Annotated in this window: 16 protein-coding genes and 1 pseudogene; 11 read left to right on the forward strand and 6 right to left on the reverse strand. The window is 62.2% G+C overall.

Annotated elements, in window-relative coordinates; all coding sequences use genetic code 11:
* The first annotated feature begins 368 nt into the window (after positions 1–368).
* The 3 genes from ABIB36_RS15425 to ABIB36_RS15435 all read left to right on the forward strand — a co-directional run bounded on the left by ABIB36_RS15425 (position 369) and on the right by ABIB36_RS15435 (position 4,286).
* The gene (locus tag ABIB36_RS15425; RefSeq protein WP_354561211.1) at positions 369–1,520 is read left to right on the forward strand and encodes an alkaline phosphatase family protein; all 1,152 of its coding nucleotides are present in this window, start codon (positions 369–371) and stop codon (positions 1,518–1,520) included.
* 78 nt (positions 1,521–1,598) lie between these two features.
* Positions 1,599–2,789: a T3SS (YopN, CesT) and YbjN peptide-binding chaperone 1 gene (locus tag ABIB36_RS15430; RefSeq protein ID WP_354561209.1), complete on the forward strand. Its 1,191-nt coding sequence runs from the start codon at positions 1,599–1,601 to the stop codon at positions 2,787–2,789.
* 198 nt (positions 2,790–2,987) lie between these two features.
* Complete coding sequence (locus tag ABIB36_RS15435; RefSeq protein ID WP_354561207.1) at positions 2,988–4,286, forward strand: alanine racemase; 1,299 nt, start codon at positions 2,988–2,990, stop codon at positions 4,284–4,286.
* 76 nt (positions 4,287–4,362) lie between these two features.
* Here the strand turns inward: ABIB36_RS15435 and ABIB36_RS15440 are convergent, their stop codons facing one another.
* Positions 4,363–5,457, reverse strand: coding sequence for a hypothetical protein (locus tag ABIB36_RS15440; RefSeq protein WP_354561205.1), 1,095 nt, complete (start codon positions 5,455–5,457; stop codon positions 4,363–4,365).
* A 102-nt stretch (positions 5,458–5,559) separates the two neighbouring features.
* Entirely contained in the window at positions 5,560–6,717 is a 1,158-nt protein-coding gene (locus tag ABIB36_RS15445) for an NAD(P)/FAD-dependent oxidoreductase (protein WP_354561203.1), read from the reverse strand.
* Positions 6,718–7,134: 417 nt separating this feature from the next.
* Here ABIB36_RS15445 and ABIB36_RS15450 point away from each other — a divergent pair, with 417 nt between their 5' ends.
* Positions 7,135–7,401 (forward strand): hypothetical protein, encoded by a 267-nt coding sequence (locus ABIB36_RS15450; protein ID WP_354561201.1) that lies wholly within the window; start codon positions 7,135–7,137, stop codon positions 7,399–7,401.
* Positions 7,402–7,528: 127 nt separating this feature from the next.
* On the opposite strand, the gene ABIB36_RS15455 is transcribed toward ABIB36_RS15450, so the two are convergent.
* Positions 7,529–8,266 carry an SDR family oxidoreductase gene (locus ABIB36_RS15455; protein WP_354561199.1) on the reverse strand — a complete coding sequence of 246 codons (738 nt, stop codon included), beginning with the start codon at positions 8,264–8,266 and terminating at the stop codon, positions 7,529–7,531.
* Positions 8,267–8,421: 155 nt separating this feature from the next.
* Positions 8,422–9,396, reverse strand: a complete 975-nt coding sequence (locus tag ABIB36_RS15460) for a sigma-70 family RNA polymerase sigma factor (protein WP_354561197.1) — start codon at positions 9,394–9,396, stop codon at positions 8,422–8,424.
* Between the two features lie 149 nt (positions 9,397–9,545).
* Between ABIB36_RS15460 and ABIB36_RS15465 the strand changes: the two genes are divergently transcribed.
* Positions 9,546–10,547 carry a GTP pyrophosphokinase gene (locus ABIB36_RS15465; protein WP_354561195.1) on the forward strand — a complete coding sequence of 334 codons (1,002 nt, stop codon included), beginning with the start codon at positions 9,546–9,548 and terminating at the stop codon, positions 10,545–10,547.
* A 116-nt stretch (positions 10,548–10,663) separates the two neighbouring features.
* On the opposite strand, the gene ABIB36_RS15470 is transcribed toward ABIB36_RS15465, so the two are convergent.
* Positions 10,664–10,891, reverse strand: a complete 228-nt coding sequence (locus ABIB36_RS15470) for a DUF2510 domain-containing protein (protein ID WP_136171655.1) — start codon at positions 10,889–10,891, stop codon at positions 10,664–10,666.
* A 245-nt stretch (positions 10,892–11,136) separates the two neighbouring features.
* Here ABIB36_RS15470 and ABIB36_RS15475 point away from each other — a divergent pair.
* The 5 genes and pseudogenes from ABIB36_RS15475 to pucL all read left to right on the forward strand — a co-directional run bounded on the left by ABIB36_RS15475 (position 11,137) and on the right by pucL (position 15,865).
* Positions 11,137–12,573: pseudogene (locus ABIB36_RS15475) on the forward strand (DUF2079 domain-containing protein).
* A 69-nt stretch (positions 12,574–12,642) separates the two neighbouring features.
* Positions 12,643–13,953: a sulfite reductase subunit alpha gene (locus ABIB36_RS15480; protein WP_502944920.1), complete on the forward strand. Its 1,311-nt coding sequence runs from the start codon at positions 12,643–12,645 to the stop codon at positions 13,951–13,953.
* Positions 13,954–14,111: 158 nt separating this feature from the next.
* Positions 14,112–14,618 (forward strand): 2-oxo-4-hydroxy-4-carboxy-5-ureidoimidazoline decarboxylase, encoded by a 507-nt coding sequence (uraD, locus tag ABIB36_RS15485; RefSeq protein ID WP_354561192.1) that lies wholly within the window; start codon positions 14,112–14,114, stop codon positions 14,616–14,618.
* On the forward strand, positions 14,615–14,941 hold the full coding sequence (uraH, locus tag ABIB36_RS15490; protein ID WP_354561190.1) for a hydroxyisourate hydrolase: 327 nt from the start codon (positions 14,615–14,617) through the stop codon (positions 14,939–14,941). The genes uraD and uraH overlap by 4 nt, the downstream gene beginning before the upstream one ends.
* A gap of 3 nt (positions 14,942–14,944) precedes the next feature.
* A complete protein-coding gene (gene pucL, locus ABIB36_RS15495) occupies positions 14,945–15,865 on the forward strand; it encodes a factor-independent urate hydroxylase (RefSeq protein WP_354561187.1) in 921 nt (306 codons plus the stop codon).
* Positions 15,866–15,875: 10 nt separating this feature from the next.
* Here the strand turns inward: pucL and ABIB36_RS15500 are convergent, their stop codons facing one another.
* Positions 15,876–17,345, reverse strand: coding sequence for a PucR family transcriptional regulator (locus tag ABIB36_RS15500; RefSeq protein WP_354561185.1), 1,470 nt, complete (start codon positions 17,343–17,345; stop codon positions 15,876–15,878).
* Between the two features lie 142 nt (positions 17,346–17,487).
* Here ABIB36_RS15500 and ABIB36_RS15505 point away from each other — a divergent pair, with 142 nt between their 5' ends.
* Complete coding sequence (locus tag ABIB36_RS15505; RefSeq protein ID WP_354561182.1) at positions 17,488–18,861, forward strand: 8-oxoguanine deaminase; 1,374 nt, start codon at positions 17,488–17,490, stop codon at positions 18,859–18,861.
* Positions 18,862–18,867 lie beyond the last annotated feature (6 nt).

Consider the following 18,867-nt stretch of genomic DNA (forward strand, 5'->3'; position numbering starts at 1 on the left):
CCACAAGCGGATGATCATCGACATCGGATGCTTTCACCAAATATAAAATTCGGCACTGACATTCATCGACACACTGTTGAGTTCTCAAAGAACACGCACACACCATTTCGTTCGCATTCGCGTTCGATCCGGGGCTTACACGCTCATACCCCGAACATGGCTGATTTCTCTTGCCTTGTTCGGGAGTGTCAGCTCGAACTTCGTCCAACCTCGTGTCCCGCACCTCTCGGTCCGGGTCGGTGTCCGTGTCGCTCTGACTCGACAAAAGTTACGCCAACAAGAACGGTTGTGCAAATCGCCTGGTCAGCGGCTCGCGCTGGTTAAATGCAGACTCCACGCCGTCCGATCGGACCGCATACGGTGGATGCATGCTCCTAAATCCGCGCTACGGGTCCGCATCGTTGGCCGATGTGGTGCCCTCGATACTCGCTCATCTCGGTGTCGCCGGTGAGGTGGATCGAATCGGTCTGGACTTGGACGGCGTTCGCCGAGTGTGTGTGCTCGTTGTCGACGGCCTGGGTTCGGACCAACTCTGGGCCCACCCGAAGCAAGCGCCGTTCCTCAACTCTCATTCGTCACCACCGATCACCGCAGGCTTCCCCACTACGACGGCAACCAGTCTGAGTTCTTTCGGCACCGGGTTACCGCCTGGCTCGCACGGGATCATGGGGTATCTCGTCGAAGCTCCCGGCCACAAGCGATTGATGAACAGCCTGCAATGGAAGCTCGTCGGTGCCAGGAAGTCCGAAGGGCTTCCGGTCGACCTCGTTCCCGAGAGCTTTCAGCCCACCCCGACGGCCTTCGAGCGTGGACTCGATGCCGGTGTGAGGGTGGCGCATATCGGACCATCGATGCAGAACGGTTCGGGACTTACCCGCGCTGCGCTACGGGGGCCGTCGTTTCACCCGTCGGTGTCCATCGGAGATCTCGGAGCGCAGGTCGGTGACATCTTCGATTCAGCTGGGCCGACATTGGTCTACGCCTATTACGGAGATCTCGACCTGGTCGGCCATGTTCGTGGTCCGCAGTCGCTCGCGTGGCGACTGGAGCTCGGTCACGTCGATGATCTCGCGCAGGCGATCGCTGAGCGCCTTCCAGATGACGGCGCACTGGTAGTAGTCGCAGATCACGGGATGGTCGAAGTCGAGGACCGAATCGACTACGACACCTCCGTGGAACTGCAGCGGGGAATTCGCCTTGTGGGTGGTGAGCCACGGATGCGCTACCTGTATACCCGCGAGGGAGCCGGTGACGATGTAGCTGCGACGTGGCGGGAGCACCTCGGCGCCGGCTTTCGCGTCATAGCAAGGGACGACGCCGTCGATCTCGGATGGTTCGGCCCGACTGTCTCGACGGACGCCTACGGACGAATTGGCGACCTACTGGTCCTGGCGATCGATCGGTCCGTCGTGATTCGGAGTCGCACGGAAGTGTCGGCATCGGCTCTCCGCGGACACCATGGGTCGTTGACATCGGCTGAACTCATGATCCCGGCGCTGGTCATCCGTGGGAAGAACTGATGCGAACGATTTTTGTCGGTATCCCCCGCTAGGTTTCTCCCCGTTCGAGAAGTTCGCGGTTGATGACGGGGAGAAACAATGTCGACGTTCGAGGTTCGAGAACTGGATAGCTCGACGGAGAAGGACTGGCGACGGTTCGCTTCGCAACTGGGCGATCGGCTCGCATCCGGTGAGTGCACCGCAGATTGGTCGCTGTCGCCGGCATTCCTGCCCGAGGGTGCCGACAAGGTCGAGATGCGCCTGCGGAAGACCACGCGCAGAACCCTCGTGTGCGTGTCGTCGGGACTGTCGAATCCACCTTCGCCTTGGCGCCAATCCGGTGTTTCCGACATTCATGTGTTGGAAGAGCCAGTCTTGTGTGCAGATCGGTTCGCATCGACGGTTGTCACACAGCTTCGTCGCACGTGGAACATTCCACACCCAAGCTTCCTCGTGGGTTCGCAGGACGGGAGCACCGTCGAGGGCGTCTTCGGAGTAGAACTGCTCGGCGACGCCGGAGAGGTCTTCGAGCCGATGACCTCCTCGATCCATGCTGACGAGGAAGCGCTCTCGAGAGCAGTCCGAAGGGCATTGCAGGCGCTCCCCGGGCCGGAAATACGCTTGGCGGCGGACGGAAGCTGCACCGTGCCGTTGGGCAAGGTAACTGCTCACGTCTATGTCGCTGCTCTCGACGAGGTACGCGTCGATGCTCCGATCGTTGAAAGAATCGGCGGTCGAACACGCGCTGCCGAAGTGGTGGCGGATCTCAATCGTCGCCATCCGCGGCTGACGTTTCTCCTCATCGACGACCGCGTTCATTTCACCTCGAGCATCGACGCACGGCCATTCGTACCCCAGCACTTGATGGATGCCATCATCCGTCTCGCAGATTTCGTCACCCGAGTCGATGATGATTTCGCAACCGATCTCGGTGGTCGGCTCTCGACATTGCCACTTGCTACTGGTCCCGGGGATGCCCCGGACGACGCAACCGAGGACGAGGTACCCCCGCAGTTGATGACGTTGCTCGAACTCGACGCGGAGTTGAGCGGGACTATCGACGCCGGAGATGTCGTGTCGGTGTGCGGGCGGGACCAGATGAAAATCTCTCGCTACGAGAGGTTCTGCGTCGAGCAGTCACAGTCCTGGAAGGAATGTGCGCGTGAGGCCCGTCTTCGCGGCGAGTCCGCCGCTGCATCGGAATGCGCAGAGGAGGCAGTTCCTTGGGACCGTGTGATCGAGGCGCTGCGGTCGGCGCTCCGCACTGTCGGGTTCTACGACAACGCCTGAAGCCGCCGGTCCCGATCGATGACCGATCGGGAGCTGCCATCTCTACTGCAACGACCGCAGACCCGGTACCGTCGCGGATGAGCACTCCGATGCAGTTCACGAAAGACTCATGTTGGTCGCTGCCCTCCGTTTAGCACTGTTCGGCAACCAATCGAGCTCGGCAGGGTACGGATCGTCGCAATCGAGCGCCAAGTACGCATGAGCCAGCGCCCTGGAGGTTTCGTCTTGATCGACTCGAATGCTGTGAACGCCCTCCGAGCGAAGACGCTCGGCCCCGAACACAAGTCCTTCCCTCCGAGTGCGTGGGGACAGTCCGTCGAGCAGTACATCGGCACCGATCCAAGACTGGCGGACTTCCAAACGCCATTGCTCACGGTGGATCGCGGGCGCATGCAGCACAACATTGCAGTCATGGCCCAGTGGGCACAGCACGCCGGAGTGCGGATCGCGCCGCACGGCAAGACGACGATGGCCCCGGAACTGTGGCGTCTCCAGCTCGAATCAGGCGCCTGGGCAATAACTTTGGCCACGATCTGGCAGGTGCAGCTCGCACGAGCGTTCGGCGTCGAGCGAATACTCCTCGCCAATGCCCTCGTCGATCCGATAGGACTGACCTGGCTTGCATCCGAACTGGAATCTCATCCGGAATTCGAATTCTATTGCTGGGCAGATGGTCTCGAGACAGTGGCAGCAATGAATACTGTGCTCGATTCTTCGGTTGCCGCTCGTCGGGTCAACGTGATTGTCGAACTCGGCGGAGAACATGGACGAACCGGCGCACGAACGACAGAAACTGCACGCGCAGTCGCTGACGCTGTCGTCGCATCACCATCACTGGCACTCGCCGGGGTCGGCGGGTACGAGGGAGCACTGAGCCATGACCGCTCAGCGGCCGGTCTGGCTGCTGTCCGCACGTACTTGGACACCGTCGGCGCCCTGCACCGGGAACTACTCGATGCCGATCTCTACGACACTCATGCCATCGTGACGGCCGGTGGCAGCGCCTATCAGGACCTGGTGATCGAGCGATTGTCCGCCATAGCGGACGAGAGGGGTGAGCACGGCGTCACCACGTCGGTGGTACTGCGCTCGGGCGCTTACATCATCCACGACGACGGTTTCTATTCACAGATTTCGCCGATGAATGCGGTTCGCTCCGACAACCCGTTGAGATCGGCGATGCACGGCTGGGCACGCGTTGTGTCCACGCCAGAGCCTGGGTTGACATTGCTGGACGCTGGGAAGCGCGATATGCCGTTCGACGAAGGACTCCCGGTACCCCAGAACGTCGAGCACGCCGAGGTCACCGCACTCAATGATCAGCACGCGTTCCTGCGTATGCCCGAAAATTCTTCCCCTCTGCCGGTCGGAACTGTCGTACGCCTTGGTCTTTCGCATCCGTGCACTGCATTCGACAAATGGCGACTCATCCCTGTGATCGACGACGCCGACTCCGACAATCCCCTCGTTGTGGATCTCGTCCACACCTTCTTCTAAGACATAGCCATGACCGACGTTCTCGGCGCGTGTGCGACCCCCGCGCAAGGGGAGCTTTCTCGCGGAACCTCGGCCACTATGTGATCTGGTCGCCGACGAAATGTGTGTTGTCGGCGGACAGTTCGCGATTTCCTGCTCGGGATACGAGAGCGTCGATTCTGTTGTCGAGGCGGTGTGCTTTCTGCACGACGTCCATCGCAGAATGGTCGCCCTCGGCTCGTGTAACCAGGTCCGCGACCCTGACCAACGCGGCAACCCTGTCGATCAGTTGGGTCCATACCGACTCGAGCGCAGCACGGCGGGTGGCGACCTGGACTCGAGTGGCGTCGTCGAGCATCACCTCGGCGATGCCGTCGAGTTCGGTGCTGATGTCGTGCAGGGAGTTGGTGTCGACGGCGACCTGAGTGAGTTCCTCGGCAAGGTCGAGTTGCGTGCGCTGGACGAGAAAGTGCTCGGATCTCCACGCCGGTGAGGAATTCACGCGATTGTACGACGTGCCGGCGATGAAAAGCAGAGTCTCGTATCGGTCGGCGAACACATCGTCTTTTTGATCTGCGACCTGAGCCATCACTGCTGATGCGCGGTCCCCCACATCTTCGAACCGAGTGTTCTTCGATACCTCGGCCACCCGATCAGCGGCAACGTCGAGTACCGACAGCCCTGTTCTAACGGCGAGACCACCGATGTGTTGCTTCGGGACGGGGGTGTGCAACAGCGCATCGAAGAGTGCGTCGCGCTGGTCGAGATCCAAATGGATTCCGTCGCGACGCTCACGTCGAACGGCGCGGACACCGTGTGCGTAGTGGTCGGTCGACATCACCACGATCGTTCGAAGGTGATCGAGGCGCTTGGTCAGCTCAGCGGCTCGCATCCGATAGACCAGCGCGGATCCCGGCTTGTTCTTCGTATCCTTGGCCAACCATCGTGCCCGCTCCTCGGCGAGGGTTCTCGCAGCAGCAAAGCCTCCGATCGTGGGCACCGACCTTCCTGCTCTACGACGCGCGGCGAGTATTTCCCGGGTGGGGGCATCCAACCGGCCTGCAGCGATCGCCACCGAGGACGCGTCGGACAGCATCGGCCATCTGCCGTCCACTCGCGCACGCTCACACCAACTGCGAACCTGCTCTTCGACGCGTTCTCGGCTGGTACCGATTTCTGTGTGCTCGAACATGTCAGCTCCTCGTGGGCGTACGACCAGAACCCACTGTTCCAGAATTCTCACCACGTTGGCGCGCGGGCGGTCCAGAACCGACCTCGCGGGCATCAGGACGAGTCAGGGGCGGCCGGCCTTCTCCTTACCGAGAAGTGCCTTGGCTTCATCGAGGCCTTCCCACACGTTCCACATGAGTACACCTCGCACCTTGTCGCCTTCGAGGTAGTAGATGACGCCTTCTTTGGGCTCGACCTTCCATTCCTCCACCGCACGCAGAGATGTATCGATGGTTCCCACGGCCTGGTAGCCGTCGTCGAAGACGTCCGAATAGAAGTACGGCGTGTAGGTGTACGGCTCGGTACCGCCTGCCATGATGCGGCCGACTGCCTTACCCATCTCGATTGCGTTGTCCACGTGTTCGATGCGTCGACGGCCCAGTATCGCGTCGGGATAGTTGGCGACGTCGCCTGCCGCATAGATATGCCGATCGTCGGTACGAAGGTACTCGTCGACGACGATGCCGTTGTCGACGGCCAATCCACTGGCTTCGGCAAGCTCGACGTTGGGGCGAACGCCGAGCCCGAAGACGACTCCATCTGCTTCGACGCTCGAACCGTCGTCGAGTTGCAGTTGCACTCGAGCCGAGGCCTCGGCAGCGGTCGTCACCTTGACCGCCCGCCGGATCGTGACGCCATGCTCACTGAACCCTGCCTCGAATGCCGCCGCGAGAGTGGCCGGGAACATGTGACCACCGACGACGTCGTCGCTGGTGATCAGCGTGACGTCGACGCCGTTGAGTGCCAGAGCCGACGCAATTTCGGTACCGATGTATCCACCTCCGACGACGGCAATGTGAGAAGCCGTCTTGGTCAGGTCCCGCAGCGCGCGATAGTCGGCGAACGTACGAAAATAGATGACTCGCGGACTGGGAGCGATGTCGAGTTGGACCGGCGATGCTCCGGTCGCCACCAGCAACTCTCCGTACTCGAATGCGTCTTCGGATTCGGTCGTCACGGTTTTGTTTTGACGATCGACCGACCGGACTCGCGTGTTGGTGAGCACTTCGGCACCGGTGTCGGACGCAGTATTCAGCGGAACCTGATCGCGACCGAAGTCCTTGTCCGTCCACAACTTTTTCGAAAGGGCCGGTCGGGTGTACGGCTCGTCGCTGTCGGCCCCCAGAATACCGATTGTCCCTGAGGTGTCCTTCTCGCGGATGCCGCGGGCTGCGGCGTCGGCGACCATGCCGCCACCGACGATGAGGTAGTCGTAGCGCACGATGAACTCCTTGCGGTTGTCGTTATCGAACGACTACCCCGAAACCCGAACCGACAATCCCGAAATCCGAACGGACGATTACTGTGCCGATCGTCGGTGTCACCCGAATCGAGGATTCTTCTTGCACGAGCAGTACCAGCGACGTCCCGCTACGAATAGTTGATATGACGTCGAACGCTCTACGCCAGAGTCGGCTACTGACGCCGCGCTGGAGGGTCGATACTGCACCCAGGTGTCGAGTCAGACGGTGTGGACCGCGATTGTTGCCAGCATCACAGCCCGAAAGCCTTGGCCCCCGCCTGATTACTAGGCATGTTGGTGCAGGGTACGAAACATCGTTGACACTTAGAACTAACGTGTAACAGTTCCGAGGATCCGAACGACTCACTCCTCAGGACGCGAACAAAAGGAGACGATGTGACATTGCAGATCGATTCGCTCGCCATCAGCGCCAACGGAGCACAGACAGACGAAGTCAAGATCGACCAGCTCGATGAGCAGCTAGTCATGCTCGACGCCGATATTCTCGGCGCGATCGAACGCCGCACCGAATTGGCGCGCACGCTCGCCGCTGCCAAGGGCGAAGCAGCAGTTCCAGCTGAATCGACTATTTTCGATGCCCTCGGGTCGGACGGCTCGGTGTTCTCTCGGATGCTTGCACGCATTGCATCGAGCACACGCTAAGTAGCTACGTCCCCCGGCCCTTCGCTTTCAGTGGCCCCGCACAAAGCCGACAGGCTTGGTGCGGGGTCATTTGCGTTCGGTCGGCCAGAGATGGTCAGAGGGACCAGCGCTCACAATGCTCCAGTACTCACAGTGCTCGCAACGCCCCACCGTCGACAGTGACCGTCGAACCCGTGATGTACGACGCGGCGGGCGAGGACAGAAACGCGACCACTCTTCCGAACTCGTCAGGATCACCGATCCGCCCGAGAGGTATGCGAGCCAAGTCGTCGTCGCCGATGGCTCCGCCGCGAGTTGTATCGAACCGACCTGGCAAGACGCTGACGATGCGAATTCCTCGTACACCCAGCTCGTCTGCCATATCCTTGGCGACCATTGCCAGCCCTGGTCGAAGGCCGTTCGAGATTCCGAGACCTGTCAACGGCGACTTCACCGAGCTCGACAGCACCAGGACAATTGCGCCGCCTTCCGTCATCGATGCTGCTGCTGCTCTGACCAGCCGTACTGTTCCGAGAAAGATCGAGCGAAACGCGTCTTCCCATTGCTCGTCCGTGGCTTCCAATGCCGTGCCGCGCGGTGGTCCGCCAACGCTGACAACGAGACCGTCGATTTTGCCCCAGTGCGCGAGGGCAGCCTCGACGACAAGTTCTGCGCTGCTCGGGTGGCCATTGTCGGCGACCATTCCGTTCACAGCGTTCGGGCGATGAGCGCCGAGCTCTGTTACCGCGTCGTCGACTTTCTCCTGAGAGCGAGACGACACAGTCACCTTCGCGCCTTCGCGTAGCAACTCGCGAGCACTGGCCAGACCGAGTCCTTCGGTTCCACCAGTGACGATGAACGACTTACCGGACAGTCCCAAATCCATGAATTCTCCTCTTCGACGAAACAGCGGGAACGCGCTATCAGCTCGTTCCCGCGGACCCATCTTGCTACAGAGCTGCGCACCGGAGACAAGCCGGTCGCTTCACGGCCCTGCGGATCAGCGCCGAGCGGATGCTGTTCGCCGACGCTCGCAACCGGTCACAGGTGTGCGGGCAGACCGAATCTCTCGAAAAGTGTCAGATCGAAGAAGGACGCCACATGTACGACGCGATTGGCTCGGAAATCGAGAACGTGTAACTGAAAAGCGACATGTCGACCCAACTCGTCTCGCATGTACAGCCCGTACGCCGGCCGGCCGTTGGCAGCGGTGGGCAGCATGCGCATGTCCCCGGGCCCACTGGCAGGGCAATTGCCTCGAATGAGCGCTCCGATATTTTCCCCGCCCTGGTACCACCCGACGAACGGCGGCATTTCCCACACCGCGTCCGTGGTGAACAGCTCGACGAGCTGACCGATGTCGTAACGCTCGAAACTGTCGACATACTTTTCCAACAGTTCCTGGATCTCCGCCGACGAGGGCTCGACGACTCCGTCCGCGGAGGGGGTGATCGAGTCCAGTTGCGCTCGTGCGCGCTGCACGAGGCTGTTGACTGCTGTCGTAGTCGTTGCCAGAGCCTCGGCTACCTCCGAGGCTTTCCATTGCAAGACCTCCCGCATCAGCAGTGCCGCACGCTGTCGCGGCGAAAGGTGTTGCAGGGCAGCGATGAATGCCAGGCGGATGGATTCTCGTCCGACAACAATGCTCGCTGGATCGCCCGAATCGCTCAACTCCGAATCTGCGATCGGCTCCAGCCAGGAGATTTCGTGACGCTCGATCAGATCGTCCGTCGGATCCGAGCTGGGTGCCCCGAGACCGGTGGGCAGGGGACGCCTCGAGCGTCCTTCCAATGCCGTCAAGCAGGTATTGGTGGCAATTCGATACAGCCAAGTCCGCATGGACGATCTGCCCTCGAACTTTCCGTAACCTTTCCAGGCTCGGATGTACGTCTCCTGAACGAGATCCTCGGCGTCGTGAATGGACCCCGTCATGCGGTAGCAATGAGCCAGTAGCTCACGCCGGTACGGGTCGAACTGCGTAACGAATTCGTCGCCCTCTGCGACCGTGGTCGTCATTTCTTCGACAATAGTGCCCTCCCCCGACAGATGCGCGGTACTTTTCACACCCGATGCGCGACGTACCGCGGCAGAGGTCGGTGGCCGCTCATCCCTGCGCTAGCCTTCGGTGCACCAAGGCCGAAGTTCATCGATCGAAAGCAGCCCCCATGACAACATCGACGAACATCGATGACCTCGTCGAGGAGGTGTATCTGCAGCGTGGCCGCGCTTGGCAAGCTGCGCTGGTCACCACGCAGAACTTTCTCGAAACAATTGCCGACGAGATTCTCGACAATGTCGATCGCGATCGCCTCAATGCCCAGTCTGCGCGAATCAAGGACCCCGCCCGGGCCGCGGACAAGCTGCGTCGCAAGATCGCCGAAGGCCGGATCACCGAGCCCAGCACGGTGGATGAGGTCGTCGACGCCCTCGGTGACCTCATCGGAATCAAAGTCCTGTGCAAGAGCCCCCGCGATCTGCACGCGTTCGTCGAGGCATTGGAGTTGGCTTGTCGGGATCCCGAGTGCTCGGTGCGCTTCGCAAAGGACCCGATGAATTACGTGGCATTTCCCAAACCGAGTGGCTATCGGGCGTACCACGCGGTGCTTCTCGTTCGGGTCGCAACGCACCAGGGCGACATGGATGTCAAGGTGGAGGTTCAGGTGAAAACCCGGCTGCAAGACGCCTGGGGTGAGCTGACCCACGAGGACATGTACAAGCCCGGTGAGGCACTCAAGCCGTCGAAGACTCATGAGAATCAAGCTCGACATATGGCCGATCTGCTGTTGCAGGTCGACCTCATGGCAGACGATCTCGCGGCACAACTCGATTCACAGACCACCGCTGCCAAAGATGTTGCCGCCGAACCGACTCCGGTGCCGAAGGATTCCGCGATCATCAGCGCGCGCGTGACCAGGACCGGTCCGCGCTACGCGTTGGCCGTGGGCCCCGACGGTCGGCGCGGGCTCATACCCGCCAGGTCGGTGAAGGCCGTCATCGGAGCCACGGACCGTATCGATGTCGACGACTACCTCGAAGTCGGGGATGTCGTTCAGGTCGTCGTCGAGGATTCCGAAGATGCACTGTATTACCATCTTTCGTCTCAGCCACCGTCCCGTCGCTCCAGGCGCCGCCGACGCGGGAGGGCGGGAGCGGAGCCTGCGGAGTGAGCAGGGTTGGGCGGGAGCGGAGCCTGCGGAGTGAGCAGGGTTGGGCGGGAGCGGAGCCTGCGGAGTGAGCAGGGTTGGGCGGGAGCGAAGCCTGCGGAGTGAGCAGGTTCGAGGTGTCAGGACTGTTCGCGTCGGGAGGTCTGTCTGGTGGGTTCGCGTCCGTCGAAGTATCGAAGGAGCGTCTCGTCCTGCGCGTCGGGGTACCAGCCTGGCGCAATTCTGGTCTTCTTTCGACGGCTCGGGGAGCGGCGTTCGCTGCTGACCACGGTGGCACCGATTCCGGCGAGCACGGCGCACGACCCGATTGCCAAGAATGCGATCACGGCTATCTGAAACAGATCCATGTGTTCGGTTCCCCCGCCCCCTGCGAACTCGTCGAACTGTCGTCATCCCGGTTTGCCGGCCCCACCGACCGGATTCGTTCAGCGATGATACTGACACATGTTCCACCGAAGGGGGAACATGTGGGTGCACTACTACCACGCTGCCTCAGCAGCCGGATTGTTTCACCTGGGCTTCTCAGGTTTGTCCTAGGTGGGTCGGGTAGACCTCTCTTCCTGTGACAGCCACCGATTTTTCTCCCACTCCTATGGCAGTAGTTGCCGAGGTACCGGCGATCGGGCGCGGCCGGTTGGGCGCAGATCGTGTCGTGCCGGTCGCGGCGTTCCTCGTCCTGGCACCTCTGTATGCGACGCTTTCGGTATTGGGGCATCGCCAACTCCGCACGTCCGGATTCGACCTGGGAATATTCGTTCAGCAGATTTCGTCGTATGCGAATCTGCGTGCACCGACGTCGGATCTACTTGGAACCGGTTACAACACCCTCGGGGATCACTTCTCTCCGATAACTGCGCTTCTCGCGCCTTTTTACCGACTTTTCCCTTCGGCTGAGACGCTGCTCGTGGCCCAGGCCGTGCTGTTTGCGGCCGCTGTCATTCCGCTGGCTCGCTGGGCGGTTCGAGAATTCGGTGCGCTCATCGGCGTCGTCGTAGCGTCGGCGTACGGGTTGTCCTAGGGCGTGCAGGCGGCGCTGAATTTCGATTTTCACGAGATTGCTTTCGCGATGCCGTTGCTGGCGATGTCGCTGGTTTCTCTTGGTACACGGCGCTGGATATCCGCGCTGGCCTGGGCGTTGCCTCTTGTTTTCGTCAAGGAAGACATGGGCTTGACCGTTGCCGCCATCGGACTTCTCGTCGCACTGTGGACTTCGGGGAGGACCCGGCTTTACGGATTTCTGACTGCACTGTGGGGTCTCGGATGGGTGGTGCTGGCGGTCGAGGTGATCATTCCGCTGATGAGTGCGGACGACTCCTACGGCCAGGGGTCGAAGATGCCGCCGCTCGGGGCAGGCATTGCCGACACCGCCCACGGCTTCGTCGAAGGAGATTCACGGGCCGCAACTGCATTCCTCCTGCTCGCAGTGTCAGGGTTCGCCGCAATCCGATCCCCCCTGCTGCTGGTCGCTCTCCCGACCGTGGCCTGGCGGTTCCTGAGCGACAATTCCAACTTCTGGAAGCCGATCTTCCATTACAACGCCATCTTGATGGTGGTCGTCTTCGCTGCTCTCATCGACGCGGTGGTGCGTAGTCGACGTCATGGACAACTCACCGAGCGGGGCGTCCGGACGATAGCTGCCGCGGTTGCTGTTTTCGCTGTGGTTGCCTTGCCGTTCCTGCCGCTGGCTCGACTGGCCGGTGCGGACGGTTGGCGTGTGGACCCACAAACGACGGCGGCGCGCGTGATCTCGGATTCGATCCCCCGCGACGAGCGGATCGCCGCCGCGAACAATCTGGTTCCTCAGTTCGTCGCAACCCATGACGTTTCGGTCTTCCCCCACCGTCCGACCGACACCACGACACCGGATTGGATCGTCGTCAACCGATCCGATCCAGCAGGCTGGCCGACGGACGAAGAGGGCGACTCGAAAGCGCTCTACGTGGCCTTGTCCTCGGGATATGAGGTTCAGTACGAGGCGAACGGCATCGAAGTTCTCCGGCGAACACCTCTGAGCGGGGATGCCGGATGATGCTCGACTCTGCGACAATCCCCCGCAGCGGAACAGAAATCCCGACTGGGCGACCTATACTTCGCTGTCATGGAATCGGGGACACCAGCTACGACGGAGCGGGAGGAGGGTCGCGACATCGACGCACCGCTAGAAGGATTCACGGATTCGGGCACGACCGACGGTGTGGACTGGCGCGTCGAACGCCAGGAGCCGGATGCGGCACCGCTGTCGACCAAGACGAAACCTGCCGCAATCAAACCCCCACCGAAGCGCACTCCGTGGAATCGCAAGAACCCGTATCAGGCCACCGTGCTGACCAACCGTGTTCTCTCCGGCCCGGGTTCGTCGAAGGAAGTCCGTCATTACGCCTTCGCTCTGGGCGACAGCGGTCTCGTGTACGAGCCAGGAGACGGGCTCGGCGTCCGCCCGATCAACGATCCCGAGGTTGTCGATGCGCTGATCGGTCGACTCGGTGTTTCCCCGGACACCACCGTCACGCTCGAGGGAGCCGAACAACGCCTCGACGAGCTACTCACGTACTCGTTCGAAATCGGCGTGCCGTCGATGGATCTCATCGAGGCCGTGGCCGAGCGGACCGGCGACGACGAGCTGGGGCATGTCCTCTCCACCGGCGATCGCGACTCTCTCGACGCGTGGATCTGGGGCAAGGACGTCCTCGATGTTCTCTCGATCGATCCGAAACTCGGCATGGAGCCGTCGGTGCTCCTCAATTTGTTGCGGCCCTTGCAGCACCGCGTCTATTCGATCGCCTCGTCGCCGCTGGCACACGAGGGCACAGTGCACGTCACCGTTGCGAGCGTGCGTTATCGGTCTTCGGAACGTAACCACGGCGGTGTCTGTTCGACGTACCTTGCAGATCGGGTAGGCGAAGGCGAGAGTGCCGGTGTCTTCCTCTCCCCCAACAAGTCGTTCCGACTGCCCTCCGACGACGATGTGCCGGTCGTGATGATCGGCCCCGGCACAGGTATCGCCCCGTTCCGCGCGTTTCTGCACGAGCGTCGGGCGCGCAAAGCATCGGGACGGAACTGGCTGTTCTTCGGAGACCAACATCGAAGTAGCGACTTCACCTACGAGGACGAGTTGAGCGAGTTGTTGCGCGACGGTGTTCTGAATCGGCTCGATCTGGCGTTTTCTCGTGATCAGCCGGACAAGATCTACATCCAGCATCGGATGCGCGAAAGCGGCAAAGAGCTCTACAGCTGGCTCGAGGAGGGAGCGCATCTGTACGTGTGCGGCGATGCGACACGAATGGCCAAAGACGTCGATGGGGCGCTGCACGACATCGTCGCCGAACACGGCAGTTGCTCTTCGGATCGAGCCGAGGACTATATATCAAAGCTCAAGCGCGACAAGCGCTACCTACGGGACGTCTACTGACCGATCGACACAACGTGATCTCCTGAGTTCGGCGTCGGCGATCGTTGGCCGATCGTCCAAACGCTTCCACCTTCGGCCGGTGAAACTCTGTAGCGGTTGTGCCTGACGATCGGTGCCGTCCGCAGACAGGATGGAATCCACCGATAGAAGGGGGTTCCGTGCAATATTCGCTCGCCGACTTCGACGAACTTCCCGAGGACGAGGCCGTCGTACTGTTGCTCGAGTGCTGTGCGAGCGGCTCCTGGGCACACACCCTCTCCTCGGCGCGGCCGTTCGGGTCGCGAGCTGCGATTATCGCCGCCGCCGAGCGCGCGATCGCCGAGCTCGACGGCGAAGATCTGGACGACGCCCTTGCCGGACACCCCCGCATCGGTGAGCGCGCGAACGACCTGTCCTCCCGCCGTGAGCAGGCGGCCGTCGCGACGGCCGACGCTGAAGTACTTGCCCGGATCGCCCAAGGCAACCTTGCCTACGAGGAGAAATTCGGGCACGTGTACCTCGTTCGGGCGGACGGCCGGTCGGCTGCGGAATTGCTTGCCATCCTCGAACGCCGCCTCTGCAACGACCCAGATGCCGAGCGCAACGAGGTGCGCACCGCGCTCGCGGATATCACTCGACTACGGATCGAACGTCGGTTCGTCCACTCCCCGGAGGGCACCGAATGAACACGCTCAGCACCCACGTCCTCGACGCCACAGCAGGGGTCCCCGCACCCGGGTTGAGCATCACGCTCACCGACGAGGACGGCACTGTCCTCGGTAGAGGCGCCACCGACCACGACGGCCGAGTCGCCGACATCACCGAACACCCGCTTCCTGCAGGCATTTACACCCTCACCTTCGCGACAGGTGACTGGTACTCCGTCCGCGCGACCGAAGCCTTCTACCCCGAAGTTGCCGTCACATTCCGTATCCCCCAGGGGCGGGGTCATTTCCATGTTCCGCTGCTCCTGTCGCCCTATTCGTATTCCACCTACCGCGGGAGCTGACCCATGACCGAATTGACCGGCAAGATCATCCTTGGGCCACATCGATACGGCAAGGCGGAGAATCGCGTCGTTCGGATCGTGCGTGACACCGACCGTCACGAAATCCGCGACCTCAATGTCTCGTCCTGCCTGCGGGGAGATTTCGACGCTGCGTATCTCGAGGGCGACCAGGGCACCGTCCTGCCCACCGACACCCAGAAGCAGACCATCTACTCCTATGCCAAGGAAATGGGCGTGGCGTTCATCGAGGAGTACGGACTCGCACTCGCTAGACACTTCGTAGACGATGTCGCACCGGTTCACTCCGCGCGCATCGAGATCGAGGAGTACGCCTGGGAACGGGTCGTCGTCGACGGTGCCGGCCACGATCACACCTGGACCCGCAAAGGTTCGGAGGTACGTACGGCCGCGATCACGGTGCAGGGCAGCGGTTCCGACCGGAAAGAATGGGTGATCGGGGGGCTGAAAGAGCTCGTCGTCCTCAAGTCCACCGGATCGGAGTTCCAGGGGTTTCTCACCGACCGGTACACCGTCCTCGAACCTGCCCTCGACCGCATCATGGCGACCAGTCTCGATGCACAGTGGCGGATCACCACCACAGATCTGGACTGGGATGCCACCTATGCGGGCATCCGGTCGACGATGCTCGAGGTCTTCGCCACGCTTCATTCGAAAGCACTGCAGCAGAGCCTGTTCGAGATGGGGCGCGCGGTACTCCAGCGGTATCCGTTCATCGCGGAGATTCGACTCTCCGCGCCCAACAAGCACCACTTCGTCTACGACATCGCACGGTTCGGTGTCGCGAACGACAACGAGGTCTTCAACGCCGACGACCGACCCTACGGATTGATTCAGGCGAGCGTGCTGCGCGAGGACGCCCCCGATGCAGGCATCTCCTGGGATCCGTATACCGGTGCCATGTAAGAAGTGATCGTCAGTCGAGAGATCGAAGCGCCAGATACAGGTCGAAGCGGTCACCGGTACGAGTGAGACTGCGCCCGGTGAGCGCTTCGACCCTTCCGATGCGGTAGCGCACGGTATTGAGGTGGACGTGCAGCCGCTCGGCCGCGCGCCGCCAGGACCCGTCGCAATCCAGGAAAGCGTCGAGGGTATCGAGTAATCCTGAGTCGGTGCGATTGTCGTGTTCGACTACGTCACCGAGGATGCGATCGGCGTACGAGCGACGCAGATCGTCCGGCAGGGTCCACAGCAACCCGACCGCCGAGTCGAGTTCCGCTCGACGCACCGATATCGGGGCCGAATCATTGTGTGCTGCTGCGACTGCCGCTGTCGCCGAACGAATTCCACCGTCCATATTGTCGTCGGCACTTATCTCCCCCACCCCGACGAACAACCGGTCGTGCCGCAACGCGGGTACCAGCCTGCCCAGATAGCGACGTAGCGTCTCCGTCACCTCCTCTGCCGTACCTGGCGCGACCGCCACCACACGACCGAAATGATCGACCCTCGTCACGGCGCCAGCCATCACATCCTCGAGGAGGGCGCGGAGCACCTCGGTCTGTATACGCCCCTCGGTCTCGGCGACAACCACAACCCCGGTACTCGTCCGAAGGTGGCGCGTCATCTCTGCACGGTCGGCAATCTCCCAGGCGACCCGACGCCGCTCGTCACGGCGAACCCGGTCCAGCGCGAGAACCGCAGCGAGTTCGCCGAAGGCCTCGACGCACTCGGTGTGGGTCTCGATGTCCGTATCCCCTTGCCGCACTACCAGGAACCACGAATCGATGCGGTCGGCAAGGCCTCGGCCCACGGTCAGCACGGTGATACCGCCGGGGACCTCGGCCGGAAATCGGGAAGCGGTCAACGCGGCGGCAGTCACGCGATCGAGGTCGGTATCTTCGAGCGGCGCCGACGCTGTCACCGAGACCCCGGTGGCAGTGATCAGTGAGCATCGGACCCCGAAAAGTTGTGCAAGACCATCGAGCAGTTCGTCGACGCTGCGCCCGTCCGCAACGGCGGCGAGCCACTGCCGCTGCCGCGCCAGCCCGGTCTGCAGGCGATCCATACGCGCACCCGCCATCTGCCCGGTCATGAACTCGATCACCCGGCTGAACGGTACGTCTTCGGGCACCACCAGCAACGGCAACCGGTGCCGCACGCAGGCCTCGACCACGTCCTCCGGGACCTCGCCGAGAAGCGCCTCCCCCGCGGCCATCGCCGACACCCCCGCACCGACGAGTCGTTTGACGAACAGATCGGTGTCCTCGGCCGAGCGCCGCCACACCAGTCCGGTGAACACCAGTGCTCCGGCAGTGACGTATCGCGTCGGGTCGGGCATGTCCGTCGTGCATGCACGCAACACCGGACCCGCGAGGGCTTCCGCATCACCGTGCAGAACCCGGATTCCGAGCTCCGGAGCATTCACTACATCGCGAAGAAGCACGATGTTCACCTCCTGGTGATCGTCTTGGACGATCGAACAGTAGGAGCGCAGTATTTCCGAAGCGTTTCGTGTGTGCTGCCGGAGAGGTTTCGTCCTCCCGAGCAGTTGACTGAAGACTCCGAACGATATCGAGGAGTCGACCATGGAGCCGCACCCCACTAACCGGCAACGTGTGATCCGCGGTGCACACGTGGTGACCATGGACGCCGCCCGTGCGGAGTACCGAAACGGCTACGTCGTCGTCGACGGCAACCGGATCGTCGCGGTCGGCGCGGGTGAACCCACCGGATACGACGAAACGCAGATTCTCGACGGCACCGGCTGCGTGCTCACGCCCGGACTGATCAACACCCACCATCACCTCTACCAGTGGATCACTCGCGGGCTCGCCGCCGACCACACCCTGTTCGAGTGGCTCACGACCCTTTACCCCATCTGGGGTGGGATCGACGCCGGCGCCGTCCACGTCGCAGCCAAGGGCGCATTGGCCCAACTCGTCCGCACCGGATGCACCACCAGCACCGATCACCACTACGTCGTACCTCGCGACGGCGGCGACGTGTTCGGCGCCGAGATCGCGGCCGCCGCCGAAGTCGGTATTCGTTTCCATCCCTGCCGCGGTTCGATGGATCTCGGTGCCAGTTCCGGTGGCCTGCCTCCTGATCACCTGGTCGAGAGCATCGATGCGATCCTCGAGGGCAGTCGCGACGCCGTCGACAGGTGGCACGACCCGTCGTTCGACTCGATGTTGCGGGTCGCGCTCGCCCCCTGCTCGCCGTTCTCCGTGACCGGCGACCTGTTGAAGGAGTCGGCGCTACTCGCCCGCGACCTCGGTGTGCGCCTACACACCCATCTCGCCGAGACACTCGACGAGGAATACTTCTGTCTGGATAAGTTCGGCTGTAAACCGTTGCAGTACATGGAATCTCTTGGTTGGACCGGTCCCGATGTGTGGTTCGCTCACGCGGTGCATCTCGACGACCGGGACATCGGGGTGCTCGCCGCCTCCGGGACGGGAGCAGCCCACTGCCCCACGTCCAACGCCCGACTCGGTGCAGGGATCGCGCGAGCCACCGACCTGTACGCCGCCGGGGTACCGCTGGGCCTCGGCGTCGACGGAGCCGCAAGCAACGAGTCGTCCTCCATGCTCGAGGAGGCACACCACGCGGCCTTGTTCGCCCGGGCGCGAAGCGGACCACAGGCCATGACGGTGCGTCAGAGCCTCGAACTCGCGACGATCGGTGGTGCGCGAGTCCTCGGGCGCGAGAACGAGATCGGTTCGATCGAGACTGGCAAGCTCGCTGACCTCGCACTGTGGCGAATCGACGGTCTCGCACACTCGGGAATCACCGACCCTGTCGCAGCGCTCGTGCTCGGTAGCACGCCCCCGCTCGAGCTGCTGCTGATCGACGGCCGCGAAGTGGTCGGTGGCGGAGAGGTGCGCACCGTCGACGAACATGCTGTCGCGCGCCAGGTCGCGGAGGAACACACCAAGCTCGTCGCGAAAGCGGGGTGATCACCA

The organism is Rhodococcus sp. UYP9 (assembly GCF_040547235.1).
GTDB lineage: Bacteria > Actinomycetota > Actinomycetes > Mycobacteriales > Mycobacteriaceae > Rhodococcoides.

What these genes read in the sequence shown, in the direction of transcription:
- ABIB36_RS15430 (WP_354561209.1), top strand. Translation starts at nt 1,599, where the DNA reads ATGTCGACGTTCGAGGTTCGAGAACTGGATAGCTCGACGGAGAAGGAC.
- uraH (WP_354561190.1), top strand. Translation starts at nt 14,615, where the DNA reads ATGAACACGCTCAGCACCCACGTCCTCGACGCCACAGCAGGGGTCCCC.
- ABIB36_RS15460 (WP_354561197.1), bottom strand. Translation starts at nt 9,396, where the DNA reads ATGACGACCACGGTCGCAGAGGGCGACGAATTCGTTACGCAGTTCGAC.
- ABIB36_RS15470 (WP_136171655.1), bottom strand. Translation starts at nt 10,891, where the DNA reads ATGGATCTGTTTCAGATAGCCGTGATCGCATTCTTGGCAATCGGGTCG.
- ABIB36_RS15465 (WP_354561195.1), top strand. Translation starts at nt 9,546, where the DNA reads ATGACAACATCGACGAACATCGATGACCTCGTCGAGGAGGTGTATCTG.
- ABIB36_RS15440 (WP_354561205.1), bottom strand. Translation starts at nt 5,457, where the DNA reads ATGTTCGAGCACACAGAAATCGGTACCAGCCGAGAACGCGTCGAAGAG.
- ABIB36_RS15425 (WP_354561211.1), top strand. Translation starts at nt 369, where the DNA reads ATGCTCCTAAATCCGCGCTACGGGTCCGCATCGTTGGCCGATGTGGTG.
- ABIB36_RS15480 (WP_502944920.1), top strand. Translation starts at nt 12,643, where the DNA reads ATGGAATCGGGGACACCAGCTACGACGGAGCGGGAGGAGGGTCGCGAC.
- ABIB36_RS15455 (WP_354561199.1), bottom strand. Translation starts at nt 8,266, where the DNA reads ATGGATTTGGGACTGTCCGGTAAGTCGTTCATCGTCACTGGTGGAACC.
- pucL (WP_354561187.1), top strand. Translation starts at nt 14,945, where the DNA reads ATGACCGAATTGACCGGCAAGATCATCCTTGGGCCACATCGATACGGC.
- ABIB36_RS15505 (WP_354561182.1), top strand. Translation starts at nt 17,488, where the DNA reads ATGGAGCCGCACCCCACTAACCGGCAACGTGTGATCCGCGGTGCACAC.
- ABIB36_RS15435 (WP_354561207.1), top strand. Translation starts at nt 2,988, where the DNA reads ATGAGCCAGCGCCCTGGAGGTTTCGTCTTGATCGACTCGAATGCTGTG.